Raw genomic sequence first — 21,881 nt, 5'->3', positions numbered from 1 at the left:
ATATTAAGCGATATCAATGTATCTTTGCAAATGTTTTGATATTCCGTGAAATCACCTAATTTTATGGAAGCATTTGATAAAACCCCAAAAAACGCAATGGAGGCTATTATGAAAAAATTAATTGGCGCAGCAACAGCAACAGTTTTTGGATTGGGGGCTTTTACAACATCTGCTATCGCAGAAACTATCGTAACAGCAGATGTACTCAACGTACGTGAAAAGCCAACAACGGAATCAAAAGTTATCGAAAAAGTAAAAGAAGGACAAAAGTTAAAAGTTATAAATACTGAAGAAGGATGGTCAAAAATTGATTTAAATGGTAAAGAATTGTTTGTAAGTTCGGAATTTACAAAAGATGTTTATCATGTAACAGCAAACCTATTAAATGTACGTTCTGAAGCGAGCACAGAATCAGAAATTCTTGGCAGACTGAAAAAAGATGATGTAATTGAATCAACGCATCAAGTAAAAGATGGATGGCTACAATTTGAGTATAAAGGAAAAACAGCTTATGCAAACGTTTCTTTCCTATCAAGTACAGCACCAATTGAAAAGAAAGTTGAAGAGAAAACGAAGCAAGTAGCGAAAGTACAAAAAGCGGTAAATGCAAAGGAAGAAGCAAAAACGCAGAAAGTAGCAAAAGTAAAGGAAGAAACGAAAACGCAGGAAGTAGCAAAAGTAAAGGAAGAAACGAAAACGCAGGAAGTAGCAAAAGCTAAGGAAGCATCAAAAGCGAAAGAAGAAGAAAAAGAACAAGAAATAGCAAAAGCGAAAGAAGATGCGAAAGAACAGGAAGTAACAAAAGCGAAAGAACAGGAAGTAACAAAAGCGAAAGAACAGGAAATAGCAAAAGCGAAAGAAGATGCGAAAGAACAGGAAATAGCAAAAGCGAAGGAACAAGAAATAGCAAAAGCGAAGGAACAGGAAATAGCAAAAGCGAAGGAACAAGAAATAGCAAAAGCGAAGGAACAGGAAATAGCAAAAGCGAAGGAACAAGAAATAGCAAAAGCGAAGGAACAAGAAATAGCAAAAGCGAAGGAACAGGAAATAGCAAAAGCGAAGGAACAAGAAATAGCAAAAGCAAAAGAATCAACAAAGACACAACAAGTATCTAAAAATAACACACAGTCTGCCAAACGTGAATTAACGGTAGTAGCGACAGCGTATACTGCTGATCCAAGTGAAAATGGTACATATGGTGGACGCGTTTTAACTGCAATGGGGCATGATTCAACGAAAAATCCGAATATGAGAATTATCGCAGTTGATCCGAAAGTAATTCCTTTAGGATCAAAAGTATGGGTAGAAAATTATGGTGAAGCAATCGCTGGTGATACTGGAAGTGCTATTAAAGGTAATCGTATTGATGTTTTAATGGGTTCAAAAAGTAAAGCTATGAATTGGGGAAGGCAAACTGTTAAAGTAAAAGTTCTATAATAATTATAGTTATCCAAATAGAAGTCAGTTCTCTAATATTGAGACTGGCTTTTGTTTTTGAGTTAGTGTAATTGATTGGAAAACTTTGTTGATCTGACATAGGATTTTCAAGGGATGTGTTGCTAAATCTGCACCAAAACTTAAATTAAATATGAAACTTGTATTATGTCTATAAAATACAAATATATTAAGAACGAGCTGAGTTTTAATTTTTATTCAAACGACTTGTAATGTTTATTTTCTTATAATAAAGTGGATCAGATGTAAATAAAGCGAGGATGGAATATGACAACAGAATTATATGGCGCACATTGCAATGAAATGAAAGGATATAGAGTAATGGAAAGGAAAGATTCATATAATCATTACTTTGGCGGTCAAGATTGCAATTTTCCAAAATGTAAGCTATGCGGTGAGAAGATGCATCAAATTCTCTGTTTTGATTTGAAAGATGAGAGGCTTACTGAACTTAGAAGTGGTGAACTAGATATTTTACCATTAGTTTCATGCTTGAACTGTGCGATGGTATGGGAGCCACAATATTTTCAGTTAAGTGACGCGGGTAAAACAGTTCAAATCATACAGCAGCGCAATATGGAAGAATGGGTAATGGAAGAGGAAGATAAGCTGCCGGTTCCATTACCAAAAACAAATGTAAAGATAATAAATATGAATAATGAAGATATACCTACTGATGAAGATAGCTACTGGGAAGCTTTCGATTTGTTTGGTTTGGAATATGTATGTAGATTATTAGGGGCACCGTTATATGAAGATATTCCAGAGGATTTGGCATGCCCAACTTGTTCTAAAGAGATGAAGTATATTGCTGCAATTACACAAGATATTAAGGAAAGGGAGCTTATTTCAGTAGTTGATTTCCAATTCGGGGAAATGAATATATATTATTATTTATGTAAAGATTGTTCAATTATAAAAACTGAAATACAAAGTACATAACGAAAATAAGACTGACATATTTTGTCGGTCTTATTTTCGTATCACAACATCATTAAGAATCGCATCAAATATATCTTTTTGCGTGAAGTTATCTGTAAAAATAGTTTCTCTATTCACTTCAAGTGTATCGTGTGGATTATACCATTTCCATAGGGAGTTCTCACCAAATTCATACCGTTTTTCTCTCGTATTATGCCGTTTAATCGTTTCTTCAAGTGATAAGTCAAAGTAATATGTATAAGCGTTTCCTTCAAAATAATGTATTAATTCTCTTAACATATCACCGTATCTACGACTATTTAAAATACCTTCTAAAATAACAAATTCACATTTTTCTTTTCCATACTTCGTAATTTCAAATAGTAAATCATGAGATAAGTTACCCATTGTGTCGTGCACTTTTAACATATCTCTACGCACAACGTCTTGTGAGACTAGAAGTGTTCCATGACCGAAATGCTCTTGCAGTTCCTTTGCGATTGTTGTCTTGCCACTCGCGGAGTTTCCTCGAAGAATAATTAATGTTGATTTCAAAGTCTCATCTCCAAATTGTATTAGTTTTTTAATCGCTTTATGTGGGAAAGTCTCTTAGTTGGTTAAGTAATAGTTTAGGGGATTTGTTTTAGGATGAACAGTATAAATTATACAAATCGAAGTAGTTTGCAATTGTATTGGTTTGTGTTTCAATTAGGATTTTTTTACAATTATACAAAATAAAGTGTATAATCAATGTGATGAAAAATAAATGGGGGATGAAGCAGGTGGAAGATACATTAAAAAAAGCACAACCTATATGGAAACGGACATGGTTTCGCTATTTAGGGGCATTTTTAATTGTTCAATTACTATTTATTATTTGTGAAGTTACTACATGGGCACCAAACTTTAGACCTGGTGGAGAATTTTTTAATAGAATATTAAACTCTCGATTTTTCACGGAATGGTTCGCGCCATATCAAATCCCGCAATTTAATGTATTTACAGCGTTTTTTGCGATAACATTACTACCAAATGCGTTAATAGGCGCAATTAAAGATTTAAACTTAAGAAAAAATATAAATAATTTATAAGAGGTACTGCATGCTATTTCAAAAAGAAATTTTATCGGTTAAATACGTAACAAAAGACGATGCACCTATCATTTCAAAATGGTTAACAAATCCAGAAGTCCTGCAGTATTACGAAGGAAGAGATAATCCGCAATCTTTAGAAAAGGTACTTGATCATTTTATACATAATCCAAACAGTCTTGAAAAAAGATGTTTAGTAGAGTTCGATGAAATACCTATTGGTTACATACAAATGTACCCGGTGGATTCTGAATGGAAAGCGTTATATGGATATGAAGAAATGCAAAATGTATGGGGGATGGACCAATTTATCGGTGAACCAGCGTATTGGGGAAAAGGGATTGGAACAACCCTTGTTGAAGCAGCAATTACATACATTATAGAGAGCTTAGGAGCAGAAGCGATAGCGATGGATCCTAGAGTAAATAATGAACGTGCGATAAAGTGCTATGAAAAATGCGGATTTAAAAAGGTGAAGGTATTAAAGCAACATGAACTACATGAGGGGAAATTAGAAGATTGTTGGATGGTAGAATATAAACAATTATAATGAAAATGCAAAGGCTTATACAAACAAAGGGAGCTGTGTGAAATGAAAAAAGCATTAATAGTTATTGATGTGTAAGCGGGTATGTATACAGCAGGAATGCCAGTACATAATGGGGAAAAGTTATTAGAAACGTTGCAAGAACTTATTGGGGAATGCCGTTCAAATAGTATTCCGGTTATTTATGTACAACATAACGGGCCAAAAGATCATCCTTTAGAAAAAGGGACAGATGGTTGGAAAGTGCATGCGGCGATCGCTCCGCAAGAGGTTGATAATATCGTTGAAAAGACGACGCCAGATTCATTCCATAAGACAAACTTAAACGAAGTGTTACAAGGAAAAGACATTGAGCACGTTATTATTTCAGGAATGCAAACTGAGTACTGTGTTGATACGACAACGCGCAGAGCGTTTAGTGAAGGGTATAAAGTAACATTGGTGAGTGATGCGCATAGTACGTTTGATACGGATATATTGCGTGCTGAAGATATTGTGAAGCATCATAACGCAGTATTTGGAGCATTTGCGGATGTTATTGCGTCAAAAGATTTAAAAGTAAAAGCGTAATTACAAAAGTTGCTGTCTCTAAATGGGGCAGCTTTTTTATTGGGAAACAGATTGTCGAATGATGTCAGAGTATCGATATATCTAAAAAATTGCTGATAAATATAGATTTGTGGTCGATATATTTTAATAATCGCCAATGTAATTTCATGTACCGAAATGATAGTACAGAAAAAGGAGCACCACATTATTAAAAAGGGAGCTCCTTCATCAAAACGTTACTTTTTCTTATCTTTATCCAACACATTCTGTTCTTCAGCGAACTCCGTACCATATGCAAACCGGCGGTTAATTCGAATGTTATCATTGTTATGCCTTGTGTGGGAATTAGAAAAGCGATGGACGATTACTTCTGATAATGTAAAGACGATGGCAGAAAGGATACTGCCCCATGCAATTTGCATGTAGTTGTCTAATAAAATATTTCCGAAAATCCAAACGCTTAAATACGTAAGTAAGAAATCCGTCATAATGGCAGCGGAATTGCCAATTCGATTTAAAATAATTTTATCAACAAACATATAAGAAACGATTGTGACGAAGAGACAAAAAGAAATGATCTGGACGAGCGTTGCTGGGAAAAATAGAGCTAGTCCGATACTAAAAGCGATGATACACGATATAAATTTGATAAGTACTACAGTAATATCACTCAATATTTACACCTCCCATTTATACATAGTTTTACAATAAATTCAGGAGTTCATACATTGGAACGGTTTAATTTATATAAAACTTTATCACGTCGAAATTTTATCTAAATATTAAAAAAACAACCGAAAAATGTTATAGTGAAATGAGAGCTTATGACATTTTTAGGTAAGGGGGAATCCGGGATGTGGATTACTTCAGAAGTAGAAATTCCAGATGAGTTAATCGATCACCTTGAACAAGGGAAGTTAGTATTATTCGTTGGAGCAGGAGTTTCTATGAAGGGGAAATCAAATTTACCGAATTTCGATGATTTAGTTGATGAAATTGCGAAAGCTTTATATGTCGAAAGGCGTGAGATGACAGAACCCCACGATTATTATCTCGGTAAAATTGCGAAAACGAAAGATGTGCATCAAGTTGCAAGAGACCTCGTTAATATAGAAAAATCAAAACCAAATCCATTACACTATGCGATTCCAAGGCTGTTTCCGTTAGATACGGATGTTCGAATTGTAACGACAAACTTTGATCAACATTTTACGTCTGTAATTACAGAAATAAATAGAGAGCTGAATATTTATTATGCACCTGCTTTACCGACAGGGAGAGCGTTTAAAGGGTTGGCTTACATACATGGGAATATAGAACAAGAGAAAGAAGCTTTAATTTTAACGGATGGTGATTTTGGAAGGGCTTACTTAACAGAAGGGTGGGCGAGACGATTTTTAGTTGATTTATTTTCAAATTACACTGTTTTATTCGTTGGGTATAGTCATAATGATCCTGTAATGAAATATTTAGCAACAGGCTTACCACCGAGTACAAGGCGTTACGCTTTCGTCGCACAAGGTGATAATACATATCATTGGGAGCATTTAGGGATAAGACCGATTGTGTATCCGAATAAAGCAAATAATCATCAGGCACTTGTGAAAGCGGTGAAGCGATGGGCGGAATTAATGGGGGATAATTATATTACGAAAAGAATGCGTATTCGTGATATTGTAACCGTACCTCCATCAGTAGAGCAGGAGCAATTATCCTATATAAAACAGTCAATAAAAAAAATTGAAACCGTTCGGTACTTCGTTGAATTTGCTCGTGATTATGAATGGGTGGAATGGCTTGAAGCAGAAGGGAAACTAAGAAATTTATTTCTGCTTACAGCAAATTATGATGAAGTTGATGAATTACTTGCGGAATGGTTAGTGGAGCAATTCCTTTTTACTCATCAAAAAGAACTATTTCAATTGATTTTTAAAAATCATTCTAAAATATCCCCGTTATTGTGGCGAACAATTTGTACTTATTTGAACGAAACGAAGGAAACGATGAATCCTTTGTTATTTGCAAAATGGACATTGCTTGTATTAGAAACGGCAGAAAAAGATAGTAGCTCTATTGAAATGATTTCATACTTATTGCAAAAATGTTCTTTCCCTGAGCATAAAGAAATTGGCTTGTTGCTATTAACGTTTATTTTAGACGGGAAACTTAAACTGAAGCGTGTAAGAAGATGGGGAAATGATACGCAAGAGTCGATTGAACTCGAGGAATCGAGTCGTATACCGATGCCTATTTTTTCTCATGTGGAGCGAATTTGGAAAGAGAAAATGAGACCACATATCGCTTACTACGCAAATCCAATTATGGTTATGGGATTGGAAAAGATACAACTATTGTCATTAAGACAACATGCACTGAAAAAAAGAGATAGAGAAATTTCAGAGCAGGAGTTACAGCAAAATGACTTCACATTTTTAATTCAAATTGTAAAAGAGTGTCTTACATATTTATGTGAAAACAATGAGAAAAAAGCAAATTATTATATTACAGAAATGATAGAAACAGATAGTGTGCTTCAAAAACGAATTGCGATTGAAGCAATGATTAATAATGTATTCGTTACAGCAGATGACAAACTGAAGTGGTTGTTACATGCTGATGTTCTGTTAGATTTCACATGTAAACATGAAGTGTTTCAACTTTTAAAGAATTATTACGCAGATGCTTTAGAAGAAACTAAAGAAGAAGTAATTCAACATGTATTAGAGTATCTTGCAGAAGAGAGAGCGTTTGATGCTTGTCTTGTATTAGACTTACTATTCACGTGTGATCCGAATAGTAGGTGTACGGCGGCAGGATATGAGCTAATGAAACAGAAACACCCTCATTTTTCTTCAAATCAATACAGTGTTCCAAAGAAAGAGGCAAATGAACAACGTATTACATGCAATGTAACAGCTGATGGATTACTGCAGCTGAAAGACGATGAAATAATGGAGCAAGTTCGGCAGTTTTCAAGAGACGGTGTTTTTGAACAACGCCATTTTTTAGAGATGTTATCAAAAGCGTGTAAATTGAATGTAGAGTGGAGTATTTCGTTTGCTTATCAACTAGTAGGCGTGCACGAAATTAGTAATGAAGTATGGTTTGTTTGTATTAGAGAGTGGCGAAATAACAGAAATTTGACGAATGAACAAATTCAAAAGATTATACCGTTATTACAGAAATTTGTTAGAAATACCGCATTTCATTGGTTAATTAGTAGTTTTCTATATGAAATTAGTAATCGATTAGAAGAGTTAGATGTAACTAGTATACGGGTTATAAAACGCTTTGCCTTTTCCGTATTTCCACAAGTTATGAGAGGGGAAACGGATTTTAAGATTGGAAAAGAAGAGTTTTACAATGAATCTATACAGCATCCTGTTGGAAAGATGACTGCTGTGTTACTAAAACTTTTAGCATACGATCATTTATACGATCGTAATGTGTATGAATATTTATTTTTATTTGAGGAACAGGTCAGGGTTACTTCGGATAGAACGAAATATATGTTTGCTCGATTAACAGCAGATATTACGTTTTTAAATCATATAGAGAAACAATGGTGTCGAAAATATCTTTTACCTTACTTAGATTTAAAGAAAGAAAGTGAGCTTACGAAATATGCGTGGGCAGGATTATGTTATACGCAAATTAATGTACCTTTGTTTACAGAAATAAGGCGATATATTAAGTATGCGGTAGAACATTTAGATGCACTACATCCATATACGAGAGAAGCATTTTTAAAATGGCTTAGCTTTGTATTTATTAAATGCGTATTATATTGGGAGCAAAAAACAGATTGGTTATATCCACTTTTGATGCAAGAAAACGAAGAGAATAAAATTAAATTTATGCAGTATTTATGCTACTACTTAAAAACGTTAAGTGGTAAGGAACAACAAAAATTTTGGACAGCGTGGCTTAGTGTGTTTTTAAGAGAACGTCCGAAAATGGGCGTAATAACAACGAGAGAATATATGATGCTTTTACGCATTATTTTATGTATGGATGAGGTTTTAGAAAAAGGACTAAATATTATTTCGAGTAACTTTCAAGGTGTGGAAGGGCAATGTAATCAAGAAGAAATGAAACAATTATTTATCGAGATACTTGAAAAGAAAGAGAGTATGAAAGCGTATAAAGGATTGTATGCAGATGTGTTTTTCACTTTACTTCAGACGCGCCAAGAAGCAGATTTACTTGAAAATGAAATCATACAAATAAAAGAACTATTAATCGAGTATGGAGTAGAAAGAAACATATTAAAATTAATTGAAAATGAGATGATTCGTATCGGAATTGTAATGGGGAATTTACAAGAATAAATATAGGGCGAAAGTGGAATTTGAAAAAATATATAAAAAGTTGTTGACAGTGTTTTGAAAAGCGTTCTATAATACGAATCATACTTATTCAATTTCAAAAACATTTGAATAAACAAAGTGCAATGAAGAGATCACAGTAGTGGTTAGTCTTACTGTAACAGAGAGCTGGTGGTTGGTGTGAACCAGTACAGGGATAATCATGAATTACAGTCTTGGAGCATCTTTTTCGTAGTAAAGATATATTGTCTTTATGAAGAAAAAGCGGTCAATTGATCGTTAACAGTGAAGAGAGGTAGACGGAAAGTTAGTCTACAACTAGGGTGGTACCGCGATAAATATCGTCCCTACTGATTTATTCAGTAGGGACTTTTTGTATTTTAGTGGTCCAACTTGAAAATAAAATAGTCATGCGTTGAAAGGAAAAGCAGTAGTTATTGTTTCCCTGTAACAGAGAGCTGGTGGTTGGTGCGAACCAGTACAAAAACAAGAGCGAATTACAGTCCTGGAGCATCTTTTTCGTAGTAAAGATAGTATTGTCTTTATGAAGGGAAAGACGGTCAATTGATCGTTAACAATGAAGAGAGGTAGACGAAAGAAGTCTACAACTAGGGTGGTACCGCGATAAATATCGTCCCTACTGATTTATTCAGTAGGGCTTTTTTGTACAAAAAAAGTGGTTTTTTAACTAGTAGATAGTGTCTTTATGGTAATTATTAGTTTAAAATAAGAAGAGGTATCGATTCCACTTGAAAATTTGTATAATTAACCAGTTCAGAAAATAGAGAATTTTTCATTCTCTTACTATACTTTTAAAACATTAGAGGAGGATTTCCAAATGGCAAATCATGAATTAGATCAATTACGTAAACAGGTAGATGAAATTAACTTACAACTATTACACCTATTAAACAAACGCGGTGAAATCGTTCAAAAAATCGGGGAGCAAAAACAAGTACAAGGTACGAAACGCTTTGACCCAGTACGTGAGCGTGAAGTGCTTGATATGATCGCAGAGCATAACGAAGGACCATTCGAAACGTCAACGGTTCAACATATTTTCAAAACGATTTTCAAAGCAAGCTTAGAATTACAAGAAGATGATAACCGTAAAGCATTACTAGTTTCACGTAAAAAGAAAAAAGAAAATACAATCGTTAATGTGAAAGGTGAATTGATTGGAAACGGAACACAAACGTTCATTATGGGACCTTGTGCGGTAGAAAGTTTAGAGCAAGTTCGCCAAGTAGGGCAAGCGATGAAAGATCAAGGACTTAAATTAATGCGCGGTGGTGCTTTCAAACCGAGAACATCTCCATACGATTTCCAAGGTTTAGGAGTAGAAGGTTTACAAATTTTACGCCAAGTAGCAGATGAATTCGACTTAGCAATTATTAGTGAAATTTTAAATCCGAACGATGTAGAAATGGCATTAGAATACGTTGATGTAATTCAAGTTGGCGCACGTAACATGCAAAACTTCGATTTACTAAGAGCTGTAGGTAAAGTTAACAAGCCAGTATTACTAAAACGTGGATTAGCAGCAACAATTGATGAGTTCATTAATGCAGCGGAATACATTATTGCGCAAGGTAACGATCAAATTATTCTTTGTGAGCGTGGTATCCGCACATACGAAAGAGCGACACGTAACACATTAGATATTTCAGCAGTACCGATTTTAAAGAAAGAAACACATTTACCAGTTATCGTTGACGTAACGCATTCAACTGGACGTAGAGATTTATTATTACCAACAGCGAAAGCGGCACTTGCAATTGGCGCAGATGCAGTAATGGCTGAGGTTCATCCAGATCCAGCTGTTGCATTATCAGATTCTGCACAACAAATGGATATTCCAGAATTCCATAGATTCATGGATGAGTTAAAAGGTTTCAAAAATAAATTATCTTAATTCCATATCACATATGCGCTGAAGAGGAAACAGTAGTGCTTATCTCACTGTTAAAGAGAGCTGATGGTCGGTGTGAATCAGTACAAAGATAAGCATGAATTACAGCCTTGGAGCATCTTTCCCGCCAACTTTTGGAGGGAAAGACGGTCAAACGATCGTTAAAGAAGAAGAGAGGTAGACAGAAAGTTAGTCTACAACTAGGGTGGTACCGCGATAAAAATCGTCCCTACTGAGCGCTCAGTAGGGACTTTTTTGTACAAAAAAATAGTAAAGGGGCAAGAGAAATGAGATACATTACAGCTGGAGAATCACATGGTCCGCAGTTAACAGTTATTTTAGAAGGTGTACCAGCAGGTTTAACACTAACAGCGGAACATATTAATAAAGAGTTATTAAGAAGACAAAAAGGCCATGGACGCGGAAGACGCATGCAAATTGAAACCGATACTGTTGAAATTGTAAGTGGTGTTCGTCACGGGATGACACTTGGATCACCGATTACGTTAATCGTAAAAAATGATGATTTCAAACATTGGACGAAAGTAATGGGTGCAGACCCGATTTCAGAGCAAGAAAGTAAAGAAATGAAACGTACAATTACAAAACCACGTCCAGGACATGCGGATTTAAACGGAGCCATTAAATATGGCCATCGTGATATAAGAAATGTATTAGAACGCTCATCTGCAAGAGAAACGACAGTTCGTGTAGCTGCTGGTGCAGTTGCGAAACAAATTTTAAAAGAATTAGGCGTGGAAATTGCAGGGCATGTTCTTGAAATTGGTGGGGTGCAAGCAAAGCGTATTTCAAACTTACCAATTGAAGAAATTCAAACGATAACTGAAAATTCACCAGTTCGTTGTTTAGATAAAGAAGTAGAACAAGAAATGATGGATGCGATTGATGATGCGAAAAGTAGTGGGGATTCAATCGGTGGTATTGTTGAAGTAATTGCAGAAGGTATGCCAATTGGAGTTGGTAGCTACGTTCATTACGACCGTAAATTAGATGCAAAACTTGCCGGTGCTATAATGAGTGTGAATGCATTTAAAGGTGCTGAAATCGGAATTGGTTTTGAAGCGGCAAGACAGCCAGGAAGTAAAGTGCACGATGAAATCCTTTGGGATGAAGAAAAAGGGTACACGAGAAAAACAAATAATGCCGGCGGTTTAGAAGGCGGTATGACAACAGGTATGCCAATTGTAGTAAGAGGTGTGATGAAGCCAATTCCTACATTATATAAACCGTTAGCAAGCGTAGATATTGATACGAAAGAAGCGTTCCAAGCGAGTATTGAGAGATCTGATAGCTGTGCAGTACCGGCAGCAGGTGTCGTGGCAGAAGCTGTTGTAGCGTGGGAACTTGCAGCTGCACTAGTCGAACAATTCGGAAAAGATCGCATGGAATTATTAAAGCAAAACATTTTGCAACATAACAAATACGCAAAAGAATTTTAATGAAAAGGTGGATTTAACATGCGAGTAAAAGATCAACTATCATCATTACAACCGTATAAACCAGGTAAATCACCAGAGCAAATGAAAGAAGTATACGGGGATCATTCATTTGTTAAGTTAGCATCAAATGAAAATCCATTTGGCTGTTCACCTCGTGTTTTAGGAGAATTGCAAAAATCGTGGTTGGAACATGCTTTATATCCTGACGGAGGTGCTACAACGCTCCGTCAAACGATCGCAAAGAAACTACAAGTACAAGTCGAACAAGTGCTTTGTGGTAGTGGACTTGATGAAATTATTCAAATTATAAGCCGTGCCGTGCTCTGCAATGGAGATAATATCGTAACTGCTGGCATGACATTCCCTCAGTATCGTCATCATGCGATTATTGAAGGATGTGAAGTGAAAGAAGTTCCTTTAAATAAAGGTGTATATGACTTAGATGGGATTTCTACAGCGATTGATGAACAAACAAAAATCGTATGGATTTGTAATCCGAACAATCCGACAGGCACATATATTGATGAGCGAAAATTAAATCAATTCATAGCTGGAATTAGTGAAGAAACGTTAATCGTCATCGATGAAGCGTATTATGAATATGTAACTGCGGAAGATTTTCCAGAGACGTTACCACTTTTAGAAAAACATAAAAATCTTCTTGTATTACGAACTTTTTCTAAAGCGTACGGTTTAGCGTCATTCCGCGTTGGGTATGCGATTGGACAAGAAGAATTAATTGAGAAATTAAATGTCGTTCGTTTGCCGTTTAACGTATCTTCATTAGCACAAAAAGCTGCAACAATTGCCTTTAACGATGAAATGTTTATTGAGGAAATAGTACGTGTTAATACAGAAGGATTACAACAATACGAAAGTTTTTGTAAAGAAAATGAAATCCCGTTTTATCCATCACAAACGAACTTTATTTTCTTACCGGTAGATAATGCTGGAGAAATTTATGAAGCTTGTGCGCACGCTGGTTTTATTATTCGTCCGTTTCCAAATGGCGTACGCATTACAATCGGAACTAGGGAACAAAATGAGGGAGTGATTTCAGTGTTAAAACAACACTTTGAAAATAAGAAAAGTAAGTCTCGAGATGAGGCAAATGTGTAAAAAGGTAGTACTAATAGGTACAGGATTAATAGGAGGATCACTTGCATTAGCGATTAAAAAAGAGCACGATGTAACGATTATCGGTTATGACATATTTAAAGAACAAGTAGAGCGTGCGAAAGAATTACATGTAGTTGACGAAGTAGCAGTAGATTTACAGAGTGCATGTGAGGAGGCAAATTTAATTATTTTTGCCTCTCCAGTTGAAGAGACGAAAAAGTTGTTACACAAACTTGCATCATTTCATTTACGAGAAGATGTTATTGTTACCGATGTAGGAAGTACGAAAGGGACAATCATGAATGAAGCGGAAGCTTTATTAACAAAGAAAGTTTCATTTATCGGCGGACATCCGATGGCAGGTTCTCACAAAACAGGAGTTGAAAGTGCGAAGGCGCATTTATTTGAAAATGCATTTTACATTTTAACACCGATGAATCATGTATTAGATGAGCGAGTAGAAGAGTTGAAAGAATGGTTAAAAGGAACAGGTTCTCATTTTCTCGTATTAAATACAAAAGAACATGATTATGTAACAGGAATTGTTAGTCATTTTCCGCATCTTATCGCAGCAGGATTAGTGAAGCAAGTTGAGAAACATGCTGGTGATAATCCGCTTATTCATCAACTAGCGGCAGGCGGATTTAAAGATATAACGCGTATTGCATCGAGTAGTCCGAAAATGTGGAGTGATATCGTAAAGCAAAATCGCGGGCATTTATTGGAACTATTAGAAGAATGGATTTCAGAAATGGAAGAGCTATATAAGACGGTTTCTAAAGGAGATGCAGGAGAAATACAAAGTTATTTTGCAGATGCGAAAGAATATCGTGACTCTTTACCAGTTCGAAAAAGAGGGGCGATTCCTGCCTATCACGACTTATACGTCGACGTTTTAGATAAAGTAGGGGCTTTAGCTCATATTACGAGTATTCTAGCAGCAGAAGAAATTAGTATTACGAACTTGCAAATATTAGAAGCGCGAGAAGGATTGCTCGGAGTTTTACGAATTAGTTTCCAAAGAGAAGAGGATCGAACGCAGGCAAAAATCGCGCTCGGAAAAGAAGAATACCAAACGTATGAAACAATTTAATGAGGAGGGTGACAACGTGAAAGAAAAAACAGTACAAACTGTAAATAACGGATTAAATGGCACAATTACAATCCCTGGAGATAAATCAATTTCCCATCGCGCTGTCATGTTTGGCGCAATCGCGGAAGGTAAAACAACAATTAAAGGATTTCTTCCTGGTGCGGATTGTTTAAGTACCATTTCTTGTTTTAAAGAAATGGGAGTAGAGATAACGCAAAATGGAGACGAAGTTACGGTAATTGGAAATGGATTAGAAGGTTTACAAGAGCCAAAAGCTGTATTAGATGTTGGTAATTCTGGTACAACGATACGATTGATGTCAGGAATATTAGCAAACACGCCATTTTTCTCTTGCGTACAAGGTGATGCGTCAATCGCAAAAAGACCGATGAAACGTGTAACAAATCCATTAAAACAAATGGGCGTAAAAATTGATGGCCGAGAAGAAGGAACGTTTACGCCACTCACAATACGAGGTGGTGATTTAAAAGCGATTCAATATACTTCACCTGTCGCAAGTGCGCAAGTGAAATCAGCTATTTTACTTGCAGGCCTTCGCGCAGAAGGTATAACAGCTGTTACAGAACCTCACATTTCCCGTGACCATACAGAAAGAATGCTTGAAGCGTTCGGTGTAAAGGTAACTCGCGTGGGGAAAACAGTAAAACTAGCTGGTGGACAGAAGTTAACAGCAACAGACGTTCAAGTGCCAGGTGATGTATCATCAGCGGCATTTTTCTTAGTAGCAGGAGCAATTATCCCAAATAGTAAACTGCTACTCCAAAATGTAGGAATGAATCCGACTCGTACAGGTATTATTGATGTTCTTGAGAAAATGGGCGCTACGTTTACTGTTGAGCCAATTAACGAAGGAGCATCAGAACCTGCTGCAAACATTACAATTGAAACATCTGCACTGAAAGGAATCGAAATCGGTGGAGATATTATTCCAAGATTAATCGATGAAATTCCAATTATCGCATTAGCAGCAACACAAGCAGAAGGAATTACAGTCATTAAAGATGCACACGAGCTAAAAGTGAAAGAAACGAATCGTATCGATACAGTCGTTGCTGAATTAACGAAACTAGGAGCTCGCATTGAAGCGACCGACGATGGAATGATTATTTACGGTAAATCGAAGCTAAAAGGAACTACAGTACATAGTCACGGTGATCACCGCATTGGAATGATGCTTGCGATTGCTGGCTGCATTGCTGAAGGAGAAACAACAATTGAAGATGCAGAAGCAGTAGGTGTATCGTATCCTACATTTTTTGAAGAGCTTCAAACGTTAGCTAAATAAATTGATGAGAAGCAGATGCGTAATGTATCTGCTTTTTTATATAAGATAGGTCGATATTCTTTGTCGAAGCGTTGATATAATTTCATTCACCACACTGGAATATTAAGAATTATGATATAATTCAAACAAAGGATGGAGGAGAAATATATGAACGTTATACAACTAAAAGAAGATAAATTCAGAGAAGCGCTAGCTTTATCAGAATATGCTTTTCAATATAAAGTAAATGAGGAACGATTGCAGCAGCAACTTACTCGAATGAAGGAAAGCCATCAAATATACGGCATCATGGAAGGTGACGAGTTAGCGGCAAAACTCCATTTTATTCCGTTTCATATCTACATAGGAAAAGAAAAGTTTAAAATGGGCGGAGTTGCAGGGGTAGCGACGTACCCAGAGTATAGAAGAAGCGGATATGTAAAAGAGTTGCTTCAGCATTCCCTTCAAACGATGAAAAAAGATGGATATAGTGTATCGATGTTACATCCATTTGCAGTTTCATTTTACCGCAAATACGGATGGGAACTTTGTGCGAATCGCCATATATGTCATATGACAAAGAGCGATTTAATAATAAAAAAACAAGTGAATGGTACAGTGAAACGTTTTAATAAAGATAATCATTCAGAAGAAGTAGAGAAGCTATATGAAACATTTGCAGAACGATTTTCAGGCATGCTAGTTCGAGACGGAAAATGGTGGTTGCAAGCTGTTTACCACGACTTAACAATAGCGATTTACTATGATGAAAATAAAAATGCGGCAGGTTACATGTTATATAAAATTGAGAACTCTAAAATGACGGTAGAAGAATTTGTTCCACTGCATAATGAAGCAAGAATTGGTCTTTGGAACTTTATTTGCCAACATGATTCTATGATTAAAGATCTTGAAATGATTATAAGCGAGACAGAACCACTCCTATACACACTACAAGAACCGCGAGTGAAAGCTGAGGTAACGCCATACTTCATGGCTCGAATTGTAGATGTAGAGCAGTTCTTCAAACAATATGAATTAAACTGGAACAACGAGCAGCAAGAAGTGATTTTACATATTGCAGATTCATTTGCTCCGTGGAATAACGTAACTGTGAAACTTGAAAATCATGAAGTAACAATTATAAAAGAAGAGACAGTGAATAAAGGTATTAGATTGGATATCAATGCGCTATCTACAATAATGTTTGGCTACAAACGTCCGTTAGAGCTAAATGAATTAGAATTAATTAGCGGAAGTAAAGAGGAGATACGAATATTTGAGAATTTAGTACCAGTGCGTGAAGCGTTTATTTATGATTTCTTTTAATTAATACACTTGCAATGTGTGATTAGAAAAGTACTATAATGAAAAACAGTTATTATAGTATTTTTCTATTAATAGAGTGAAATCATTATTTTAGGAGGGAAAATAGAATGGTTAGGCAAGCTGTAGGGGCAATCATATTCCAACATAATGAATTTTTATTGGTACATAAGGTGAAAATAAGCGATATAGAAGGAGAACACAATTCGTCGAAAGGGGAATGGAATTTTCCTAAAGGCGGAGTAAAACATACAGATAATAACTTAGAAAGTGCTATGTTGAGAGAGCTTGAAGAAGAAACTGGTTCAAAAAAGTTTAAAATTATGAAACAATTTGAAGATAAGATTTGCTTTGAGTTTCCTGAAGAACTCAAAGTGAAAACTGGATTTAAAAAGCAAGAAACTACTATGTTTTATGTAGAATATATAGGTGATAGAACAGATTTAGATCCAAAAGATAATGAAATAAGTCAGGTTCAATTCTTTAAGATACAAGATGTATTGAGAATTTTAAGTTATGATGATACAAAGAATTTCTTTGAAGAGATAATTCAAAAAATGTATGAATAACCTAAATGAGAGTGTTAGTTAATAAATGCTACATTACTTAGTCACGCACTTGACTTTTAACCGATGTAATTTATAATAAAAAAACGGAATGAATTTTCATTCCTAAAAATTGAGGTGAGAAAAATGGCTAAAAATAAACAAGAAGACATTTTTGAAGCTGCTATACAATTATTCGCAGAGCGTGGTTACGATGGTACGACAATTCCGATGATCGCTGAAAAAGCAAATGTCGGCGCTGGTACTATTTATCGCTATTTTGAAAATAAAGAGGCGCTCGTTAACTCACTATTTTCAAAAAGTATGTTGCAACTATCTGAAATGATAAAAACAGATTTTCCTGTTGAAGCAAATATTCGTGAACAGTTTAGTCATACGTATAACCGTTTATTTGAATTTGCGAGAAACAATGTGGATGCTTTTCTTTTTACAAATTCTCACTGTGATAGTTATTTTCTTGATGAACAGAGTAAGAAAATATTTGACGATTTTATAGGCTTCTTTATGAATATTATAGAAGATGGAATCGCAAAAGGTTTTCTTCGTCCATTACCGCCAGTTGCTTTAATTATTATTGTATATCAACCGCTAGAAAAATTAACTAAAGTAATGGCGACAGGGCAATTAGAATACTCAAAAGAATTAGTAAAAGAATTGGAAGAAAGCTCTTGGAATGCTATTAGAATCATTTGATTCTATAGCTTTATAAGGAAAGGAATGAATATTCATTCCTAAATAGATTTAAAAAATGAACACAGGAGATGATATATTTTTACAACTATAGGAATGAATATTCATTCCTATAAGAGTAGTTTAATAGAGTTTCTAAAATAATTTAATAGAACAATAGGAATGAACGTTCATTCCGAAATGATAACTTTAAAAGAATAGGAATGAATATTCATTCCATAAGTAACATGAAACTCAAATAGAGGGAGATGATTCAAATGAGCAAGCTAAAAAGCTGGAGAAGTTTATCTTTTCTATTATGGATAGTTATTACTATTGCAATGATCGTAACGATGCCTAATATGGATCAGTTAGTGAAGGAAAAAGGGCAAATCACGATTCCAAAAACAGAACAAAGCAGTATTGCTGACAAGATGATAAAAGAAATGGATAAAGAAGGGGCTGAAAAGTATGAAATTATAGCCGTCTTTAATAGTGGAGATAAAAACGCATTAACGAATGAACAGAAAGAGGAAATAACAAAAATAATCAACGCCCTGCAAAATGAAAAAGAGCAATTAGGAATTAAGGAAGTCGTTTCACATTTAGATAATAAAGAACTGGAGAAACAATTAGTTTCTAAAGATAATACGACTATTTTAACGCAAATATCGGTAGATAAAAAACATGGTAAAATATCAAAAGTTGCAAATAATCTTCATAAAAAAGTACAAACGAAAGGGGTAAAAACGTACTTAACAGGAAGTGACTTAATAGCGGGTGATTTTCTTACATCCTCTCAAGAGGGTGTAAAAAAGACAGAAGTTATTTCAATCATTTTCATTCTAGTAGTATTAATCATTGTATTTCGTTCACCAATTGTTCCGATTGTTTCTCTTCTTACAGTTGGGGTATCGTATTTAGTTTCAATGGGGATTATTGCTCATTTAGTCGATCAATTTAATTTCCCATTTTCTAACTTTACGCAAGTGTTTGTAGTTGTCGTACTGTTTGGAGTGGGAACAGACTATAATATTTTATTATATACGAGGTTTAAAGAAGAATTAAGTAAACAAGAAAATGCATTTTTGGCTACGAAAGAAACATTTAAATCGGCAGGTAAAACAGTTTTATATAGCGGGATAGCGGTGCTAATTGGTTTTGCATCACTTGCTTTAGCAAGTTTTAAATTATATCAATCTACTTCAGCGGTAGCAATTGGTGTCGCAGTATTACTACTCGTATTAACCACTTTAAATCCATTTTTCATGGTGCTATTAGGAAAAGGAATGTTTTATCCAGTTAAAACATTTAAAGGACATGAGGATAGTCGTTTATGGGGATTCTTTGCGAAAAATTCAGTAGCAAGACCATTTATCGCTTTAATTATTGTATTCGTGATATCGATTCCATTCGTATTAAAATACTCTAACACGTTGAATTACAATGATTTATTTGAAGTGGATAATAAATATGAATCGAAGATGGGGATTAACGTAATAGAAGATCATTTTCCACCTGGTTTCTCTTCACCAAGTACGTTAGTCATTCAATCGGATAAAAAGTTAGATGAGGCGACTTCTCTACAAACTTTAGATGAACTAACTGATAAAATTTCGAAAGTTAAAGGTGTTTCGGAAGTGTATTCACCGACGCGTCCAACTGGTGATAAGATAAAAGAATTATATTTAAATAAACAAGTGGGAGAACTAAATACTGGTTTAGGCGATGCCGATGGTGGCATAAAGGAAATTAATGATGGCTTAACGGATGCGAAAGATAAAATGGGTAGTAATGACTCAAATAGTCTTGCAAATGTTCAAAAGTTAATTGATGGAACGAACGAGGCGAAAAACGGTGTATCAGCATTAGGAACAGCTTTAAATCAATTATCGAATGGAATAAATGATGGAGCGCAAGGCGCGCAGCAAATTGAGAATGGGTTAGTTTCAGTAAACCAAAATATAAATGTCCTATCTAATGCAACTTCACAGCTGCATGCTGGTTATGAACAGTTAGAAAAAGGTTTAAGTTCTTACGATCAATATTTCGGAAGCATTTCTCAAGCAATTGATGGTGCGAAAAAAGGATACGAACAAATTGAAATGTTAATGACCAATTTCATTCAAACGAAACCAGAAGTAGCAAATGATCAGAACATACAGCAAACGATAGGAATTGCTAAAGAAGCTCAAAAGCAATTAAGTGTACTTTCAAAAGAATTAAATCAATTATCAACGCAGCATAAAGCGGCGATGATTTCATTTAAAGAAGCGAATCAATCGTTACTGAAAGTAGATAACGGTTTAAAAGAAATGAACAATGGAGTTACCAAGTTACAAAAAGGAGCTGTTGAGCTGAACAAAGGATTGAGCGAAGGGGCTACAGGTTCAAAACAAATTGCGAACAAATCAACTGAGTTACAATCCGGATTAACGAAAATAAACGATGGGCAAGGGCAACTTTTAACAGGGCTTAAAGATTTGCAAGAAAAGATGGGGCAATTACAATCAGGCTTATCTAAAAGTACAGAAGGGCTTGGAAAGGTAAGTAACGGCCTAGGGGATGCTCAGAAATATTTAGGCGAGCTTAATGAATCAAAAAGCTCTGAGAAATTTTATATTCCAAAAGAAGTTTTAGCGGGAGAAGATTTCCCAAAAGCATTGAACACGTACATGTCACATGATAGAAAAATTACTAAAATGACAATTATTTTAGACGTAAATCCGTATTCAAAAGAAGCGATGCCAATCATACAAGAGATTAATAAAACGATAGATGGTACGTTAAATGGTACAGAATTAAAATCGGTGAAAAAAGCGATCGGCGGGACAACAGCTAGAAACGTTGATTTAAAAGAAGTAACCGGGCAAGATTTCTTACGTACTGCTACAATAATGTTAATTGGAATTGCGATTGTATTAATCGTTATTACACGTTCATTTTTAAATTCAATCTTTATTATTGGATCATTAATATTAGCTTACTTTGCTTCACTTGGTATAAGTGAACAAATTAGTTCACACTTATTAAACGTAGAGTCATTAAGCTGGAATGTTCCATTCTTTAGCTTTATAATGATTGTCGCTTTAGGTGTGGATTATAGCATTTTCGTAATGATGCGATACAATGAGCTAGAAGGGGATTCAGTAACGAAAATTGTAAATGCATCTCGTCACATAGGGGGAGTCATATTATCAGCGGCACTTATTTTAGGCGGAACATTTGCTGCATTAATCCCTTCAGGAGTATTGACACTTATACAAGTAGCATCCGTTGTTGGCGTTGCTCTTTTACTATTAGCTTTAATTGTAATGCCGATATTGTTACCTGCTTTAATAGGATTGGCGAGTAAATTGAAGAGTTATAAAGAGAAAATAATAAATACGAAATAAGAAAAACCTGTAGGGAATGTTTTCTCTACAGGTTTTTTGTATATAAAATATGAAATAAAAAAATGATCCAATGTATTACAGAATGAGAAGCGAATGGGGATATTAGAAAGAGGTCGATAATATACAAAAAATAGCTAGGGGAATGGATAAAAACTATTCGATTTC

The 21,881-nt window shown here is 35.1% G+C and carries 17 protein-coding genes and 3 other annotated features; of the genes, 15 read left to right on the top strand and 2 right to left on the bottom strand.

Features of this window, described 5'->3' with window-relative positions; genetic code table 11:
- Positions 1-108 precede the first annotated feature (108 nt).
- The gene (locus BWGOE10_RS14295; RefSeq protein ID WP_070143600.1) at positions 109-1,437 is read left to right on the top strand and encodes a 3D domain-containing protein; all 1,329 of its coding nucleotides are present in this window, start codon (positions 109-111) and stop codon (positions 1,435-1,437) included.
- 285 nt (positions 1,438-1,722) lie between these two features.
- The gene (locus tag BWGOE10_RS14290; protein WP_070143598.1) at positions 1,723-2,397 is read left to right on the top strand and encodes a hypothetical protein; all 675 of its coding nucleotides are present in this window, start codon (positions 1,723-1,725) and stop codon (positions 2,395-2,397) included.
- A gap of 30 nt (positions 2,398-2,427) precedes the next feature.
- On the opposite strand, the gene BWGOE10_RS14285 is transcribed toward BWGOE10_RS14290, so the two are convergent.
- Complete coding sequence (locus BWGOE10_RS14285; protein ID WP_070143596.1) at positions 2,428-2,931, bottom strand: kinase; 504 nt, start codon at positions 2,929-2,931, stop codon at positions 2,428-2,430.
- A gap of 227 nt (positions 2,932-3,158) precedes the next feature.
- Here BWGOE10_RS14285 and BWGOE10_RS14280 point away from each other — a divergent pair, with 227 nt between their 5' ends.
- From BWGOE10_RS14280 to BWGOE10_RS14270, 3 genes are all read left to right on the top strand, one after another.
- Complete coding sequence (locus tag BWGOE10_RS14280) at positions 3,159-3,467, top strand: YfzA family protein (RefSeq protein ID WP_070143594.1); 309 nt, start codon at positions 3,159-3,161, stop codon at positions 3,465-3,467.
- Positions 3,468-3,477: 10 nt separating this feature from the next.
- Positions 3,478-4,017, top strand: coding sequence for a GNAT family N-acetyltransferase (locus tag BWGOE10_RS14275; RefSeq protein WP_070143592.1), 540 nt, complete (start codon positions 3,478-3,480; stop codon positions 4,015-4,017).
- Positions 4,018-4,098: 81 nt separating this feature from the next.
- Complete coding sequence (locus tag BWGOE10_RS14270) at positions 4,099-4,584, top strand: cysteine hydrolase family protein (RefSeq protein WP_070143590.1); 486 nt, start codon at positions 4,099-4,101, stop codon at positions 4,582-4,584.
- A gap of 215 nt (positions 4,585-4,799) precedes the next feature.
- Here the strand turns inward: BWGOE10_RS14270 and BWGOE10_RS14265 are convergent, their stop codons facing one another.
- Complete coding sequence (locus tag BWGOE10_RS14265) at positions 4,800-5,237, bottom strand: YndM family protein (protein WP_070143588.1); 438 nt, start codon at positions 5,235-5,237, stop codon at positions 4,800-4,802.
- Between the two features lie 150 nt (positions 5,238-5,387).
- Here BWGOE10_RS14265 and BWGOE10_RS14260 point away from each other — a divergent pair, with 150 nt between their 5' ends.
- The 10 genes from BWGOE10_RS14260 to BWGOE10_RS14215 all read left to right on the top strand — a co-directional run bounded on the left by BWGOE10_RS14260 (position 5,388) and on the right by BWGOE10_RS14215 (position 21,716).
- On the top strand, positions 5,388-8,894 hold the full coding sequence (locus BWGOE10_RS14260; RefSeq protein WP_070143586.1) for a DUF4020 domain-containing protein: 3,507 nt from the start codon (positions 5,388-5,390) through the stop codon (positions 8,892-8,894).
- Positions 8,895-9,007: 113 nt separating this feature from the next.
- Positions 9,008-9,243: a binding site (T-box leader), on the top strand.
- Positions 9,244-9,297: 54 nt separating this feature from the next.
- Positions 9,298-9,533 (top strand) — a binding site (T-box leader).
- A gap of 196 nt (positions 9,534-9,729) precedes the next feature.
- Positions 9,730-10,806: a bifunctional 3-deoxy-7-phosphoheptulonate synthase/chorismate mutase gene (locus BWGOE10_RS14255; RefSeq protein ID WP_001273572.1), complete on the top strand. Its 1,077-nt coding sequence runs from the start codon at positions 9,730-9,732 to the stop codon at positions 10,804-10,806.
- Between the two features lie 9 nt (positions 10,807-10,815).
- Positions 10,816-11,037: a binding site (T-box leader), on the top strand.
- A gap of 53 nt (positions 11,038-11,090) precedes the next feature.
- Entirely contained in the window at positions 11,091-12,263 is a 1,173-nt protein-coding gene (aroC, locus tag BWGOE10_RS14250; RefSeq protein WP_070143584.1) for a chorismate synthase, read from the top strand.
- An 18-nt stretch (positions 12,264-12,281) separates the two neighbouring features.
- Positions 12,282-13,382, top strand: coding sequence for a histidinol-phosphate transaminase (hisC, locus tag BWGOE10_RS14245; protein ID WP_070143582.1), 1,101 nt, complete (start codon positions 12,282-12,284; stop codon positions 13,380-13,382).
- Positions 13,375-14,475, top strand: coding sequence for a prephenate dehydrogenase (gene tyrA / locus BWGOE10_RS14240; RefSeq protein WP_070143580.1), 1,101 nt, complete (start codon positions 13,375-13,377; stop codon positions 14,473-14,475). The genes hisC and tyrA overlap by 8 nt, the downstream gene beginning before the upstream one ends.
- A 16-nt stretch (positions 14,476-14,491) precedes the next feature.
- A complete protein-coding gene (gene aroA / locus BWGOE10_RS14235) occupies positions 14,492-15,781 on the top strand; it encodes a 3-phosphoshikimate 1-carboxyvinyltransferase (protein ID WP_070143578.1) in 1,290 nt (429 codons plus the stop codon).
- A gap of 147 nt (positions 15,782-15,928) precedes the next feature.
- Positions 15,929-17,089 (top strand): enhanced intracellular survival protein Eis, encoded by a 1,161-nt coding sequence (gene eis / locus BWGOE10_RS14230; RefSeq protein WP_070143576.1) that lies wholly within the window; start codon positions 15,929-15,931, stop codon positions 17,087-17,089.
- A gap of 107 nt (positions 17,090-17,196) precedes the next feature.
- Positions 17,197-17,655 (top strand): NUDIX domain-containing protein, encoded by a 459-nt coding sequence (locus tag BWGOE10_RS14225; protein ID WP_070143572.1) that lies wholly within the window; start codon positions 17,197-17,199, stop codon positions 17,653-17,655.
- Positions 17,656-17,778: 123 nt separating this feature from the next.
- Positions 17,779-18,345 carry a TetR/AcrR family transcriptional regulator gene (locus tag BWGOE10_RS14220; protein ID WP_001107311.1) on the top strand — a complete coding sequence of 189 codons (567 nt, stop codon included), beginning with the start codon at positions 17,779-17,781 and terminating at the stop codon, positions 18,343-18,345.
- Between the two features lie 254 nt (positions 18,346-18,599).
- Positions 18,600-21,716, top strand: a complete 3,117-nt coding sequence (locus BWGOE10_RS14215; RefSeq protein WP_070143570.1) for an MMPL family transporter — start codon at positions 18,600-18,602, stop codon at positions 21,714-21,716.
- Positions 21,717-21,881: the final 165 nt, after the last annotated feature.

It is taken from the genome of Bacillus mycoides (genome assembly GCF_001757995.1).
In the GTDB taxonomy this organism is placed as follows: Bacteria; Bacillota; Bacilli; order Bacillales; family Bacillaceae_G; genus Bacillus_A; species Bacillus_A mycoides_B.
Note: the sequence above shows the minus strand (reverse complement) of the source record. Positions and strands in the feature narration are given on the sequence as shown.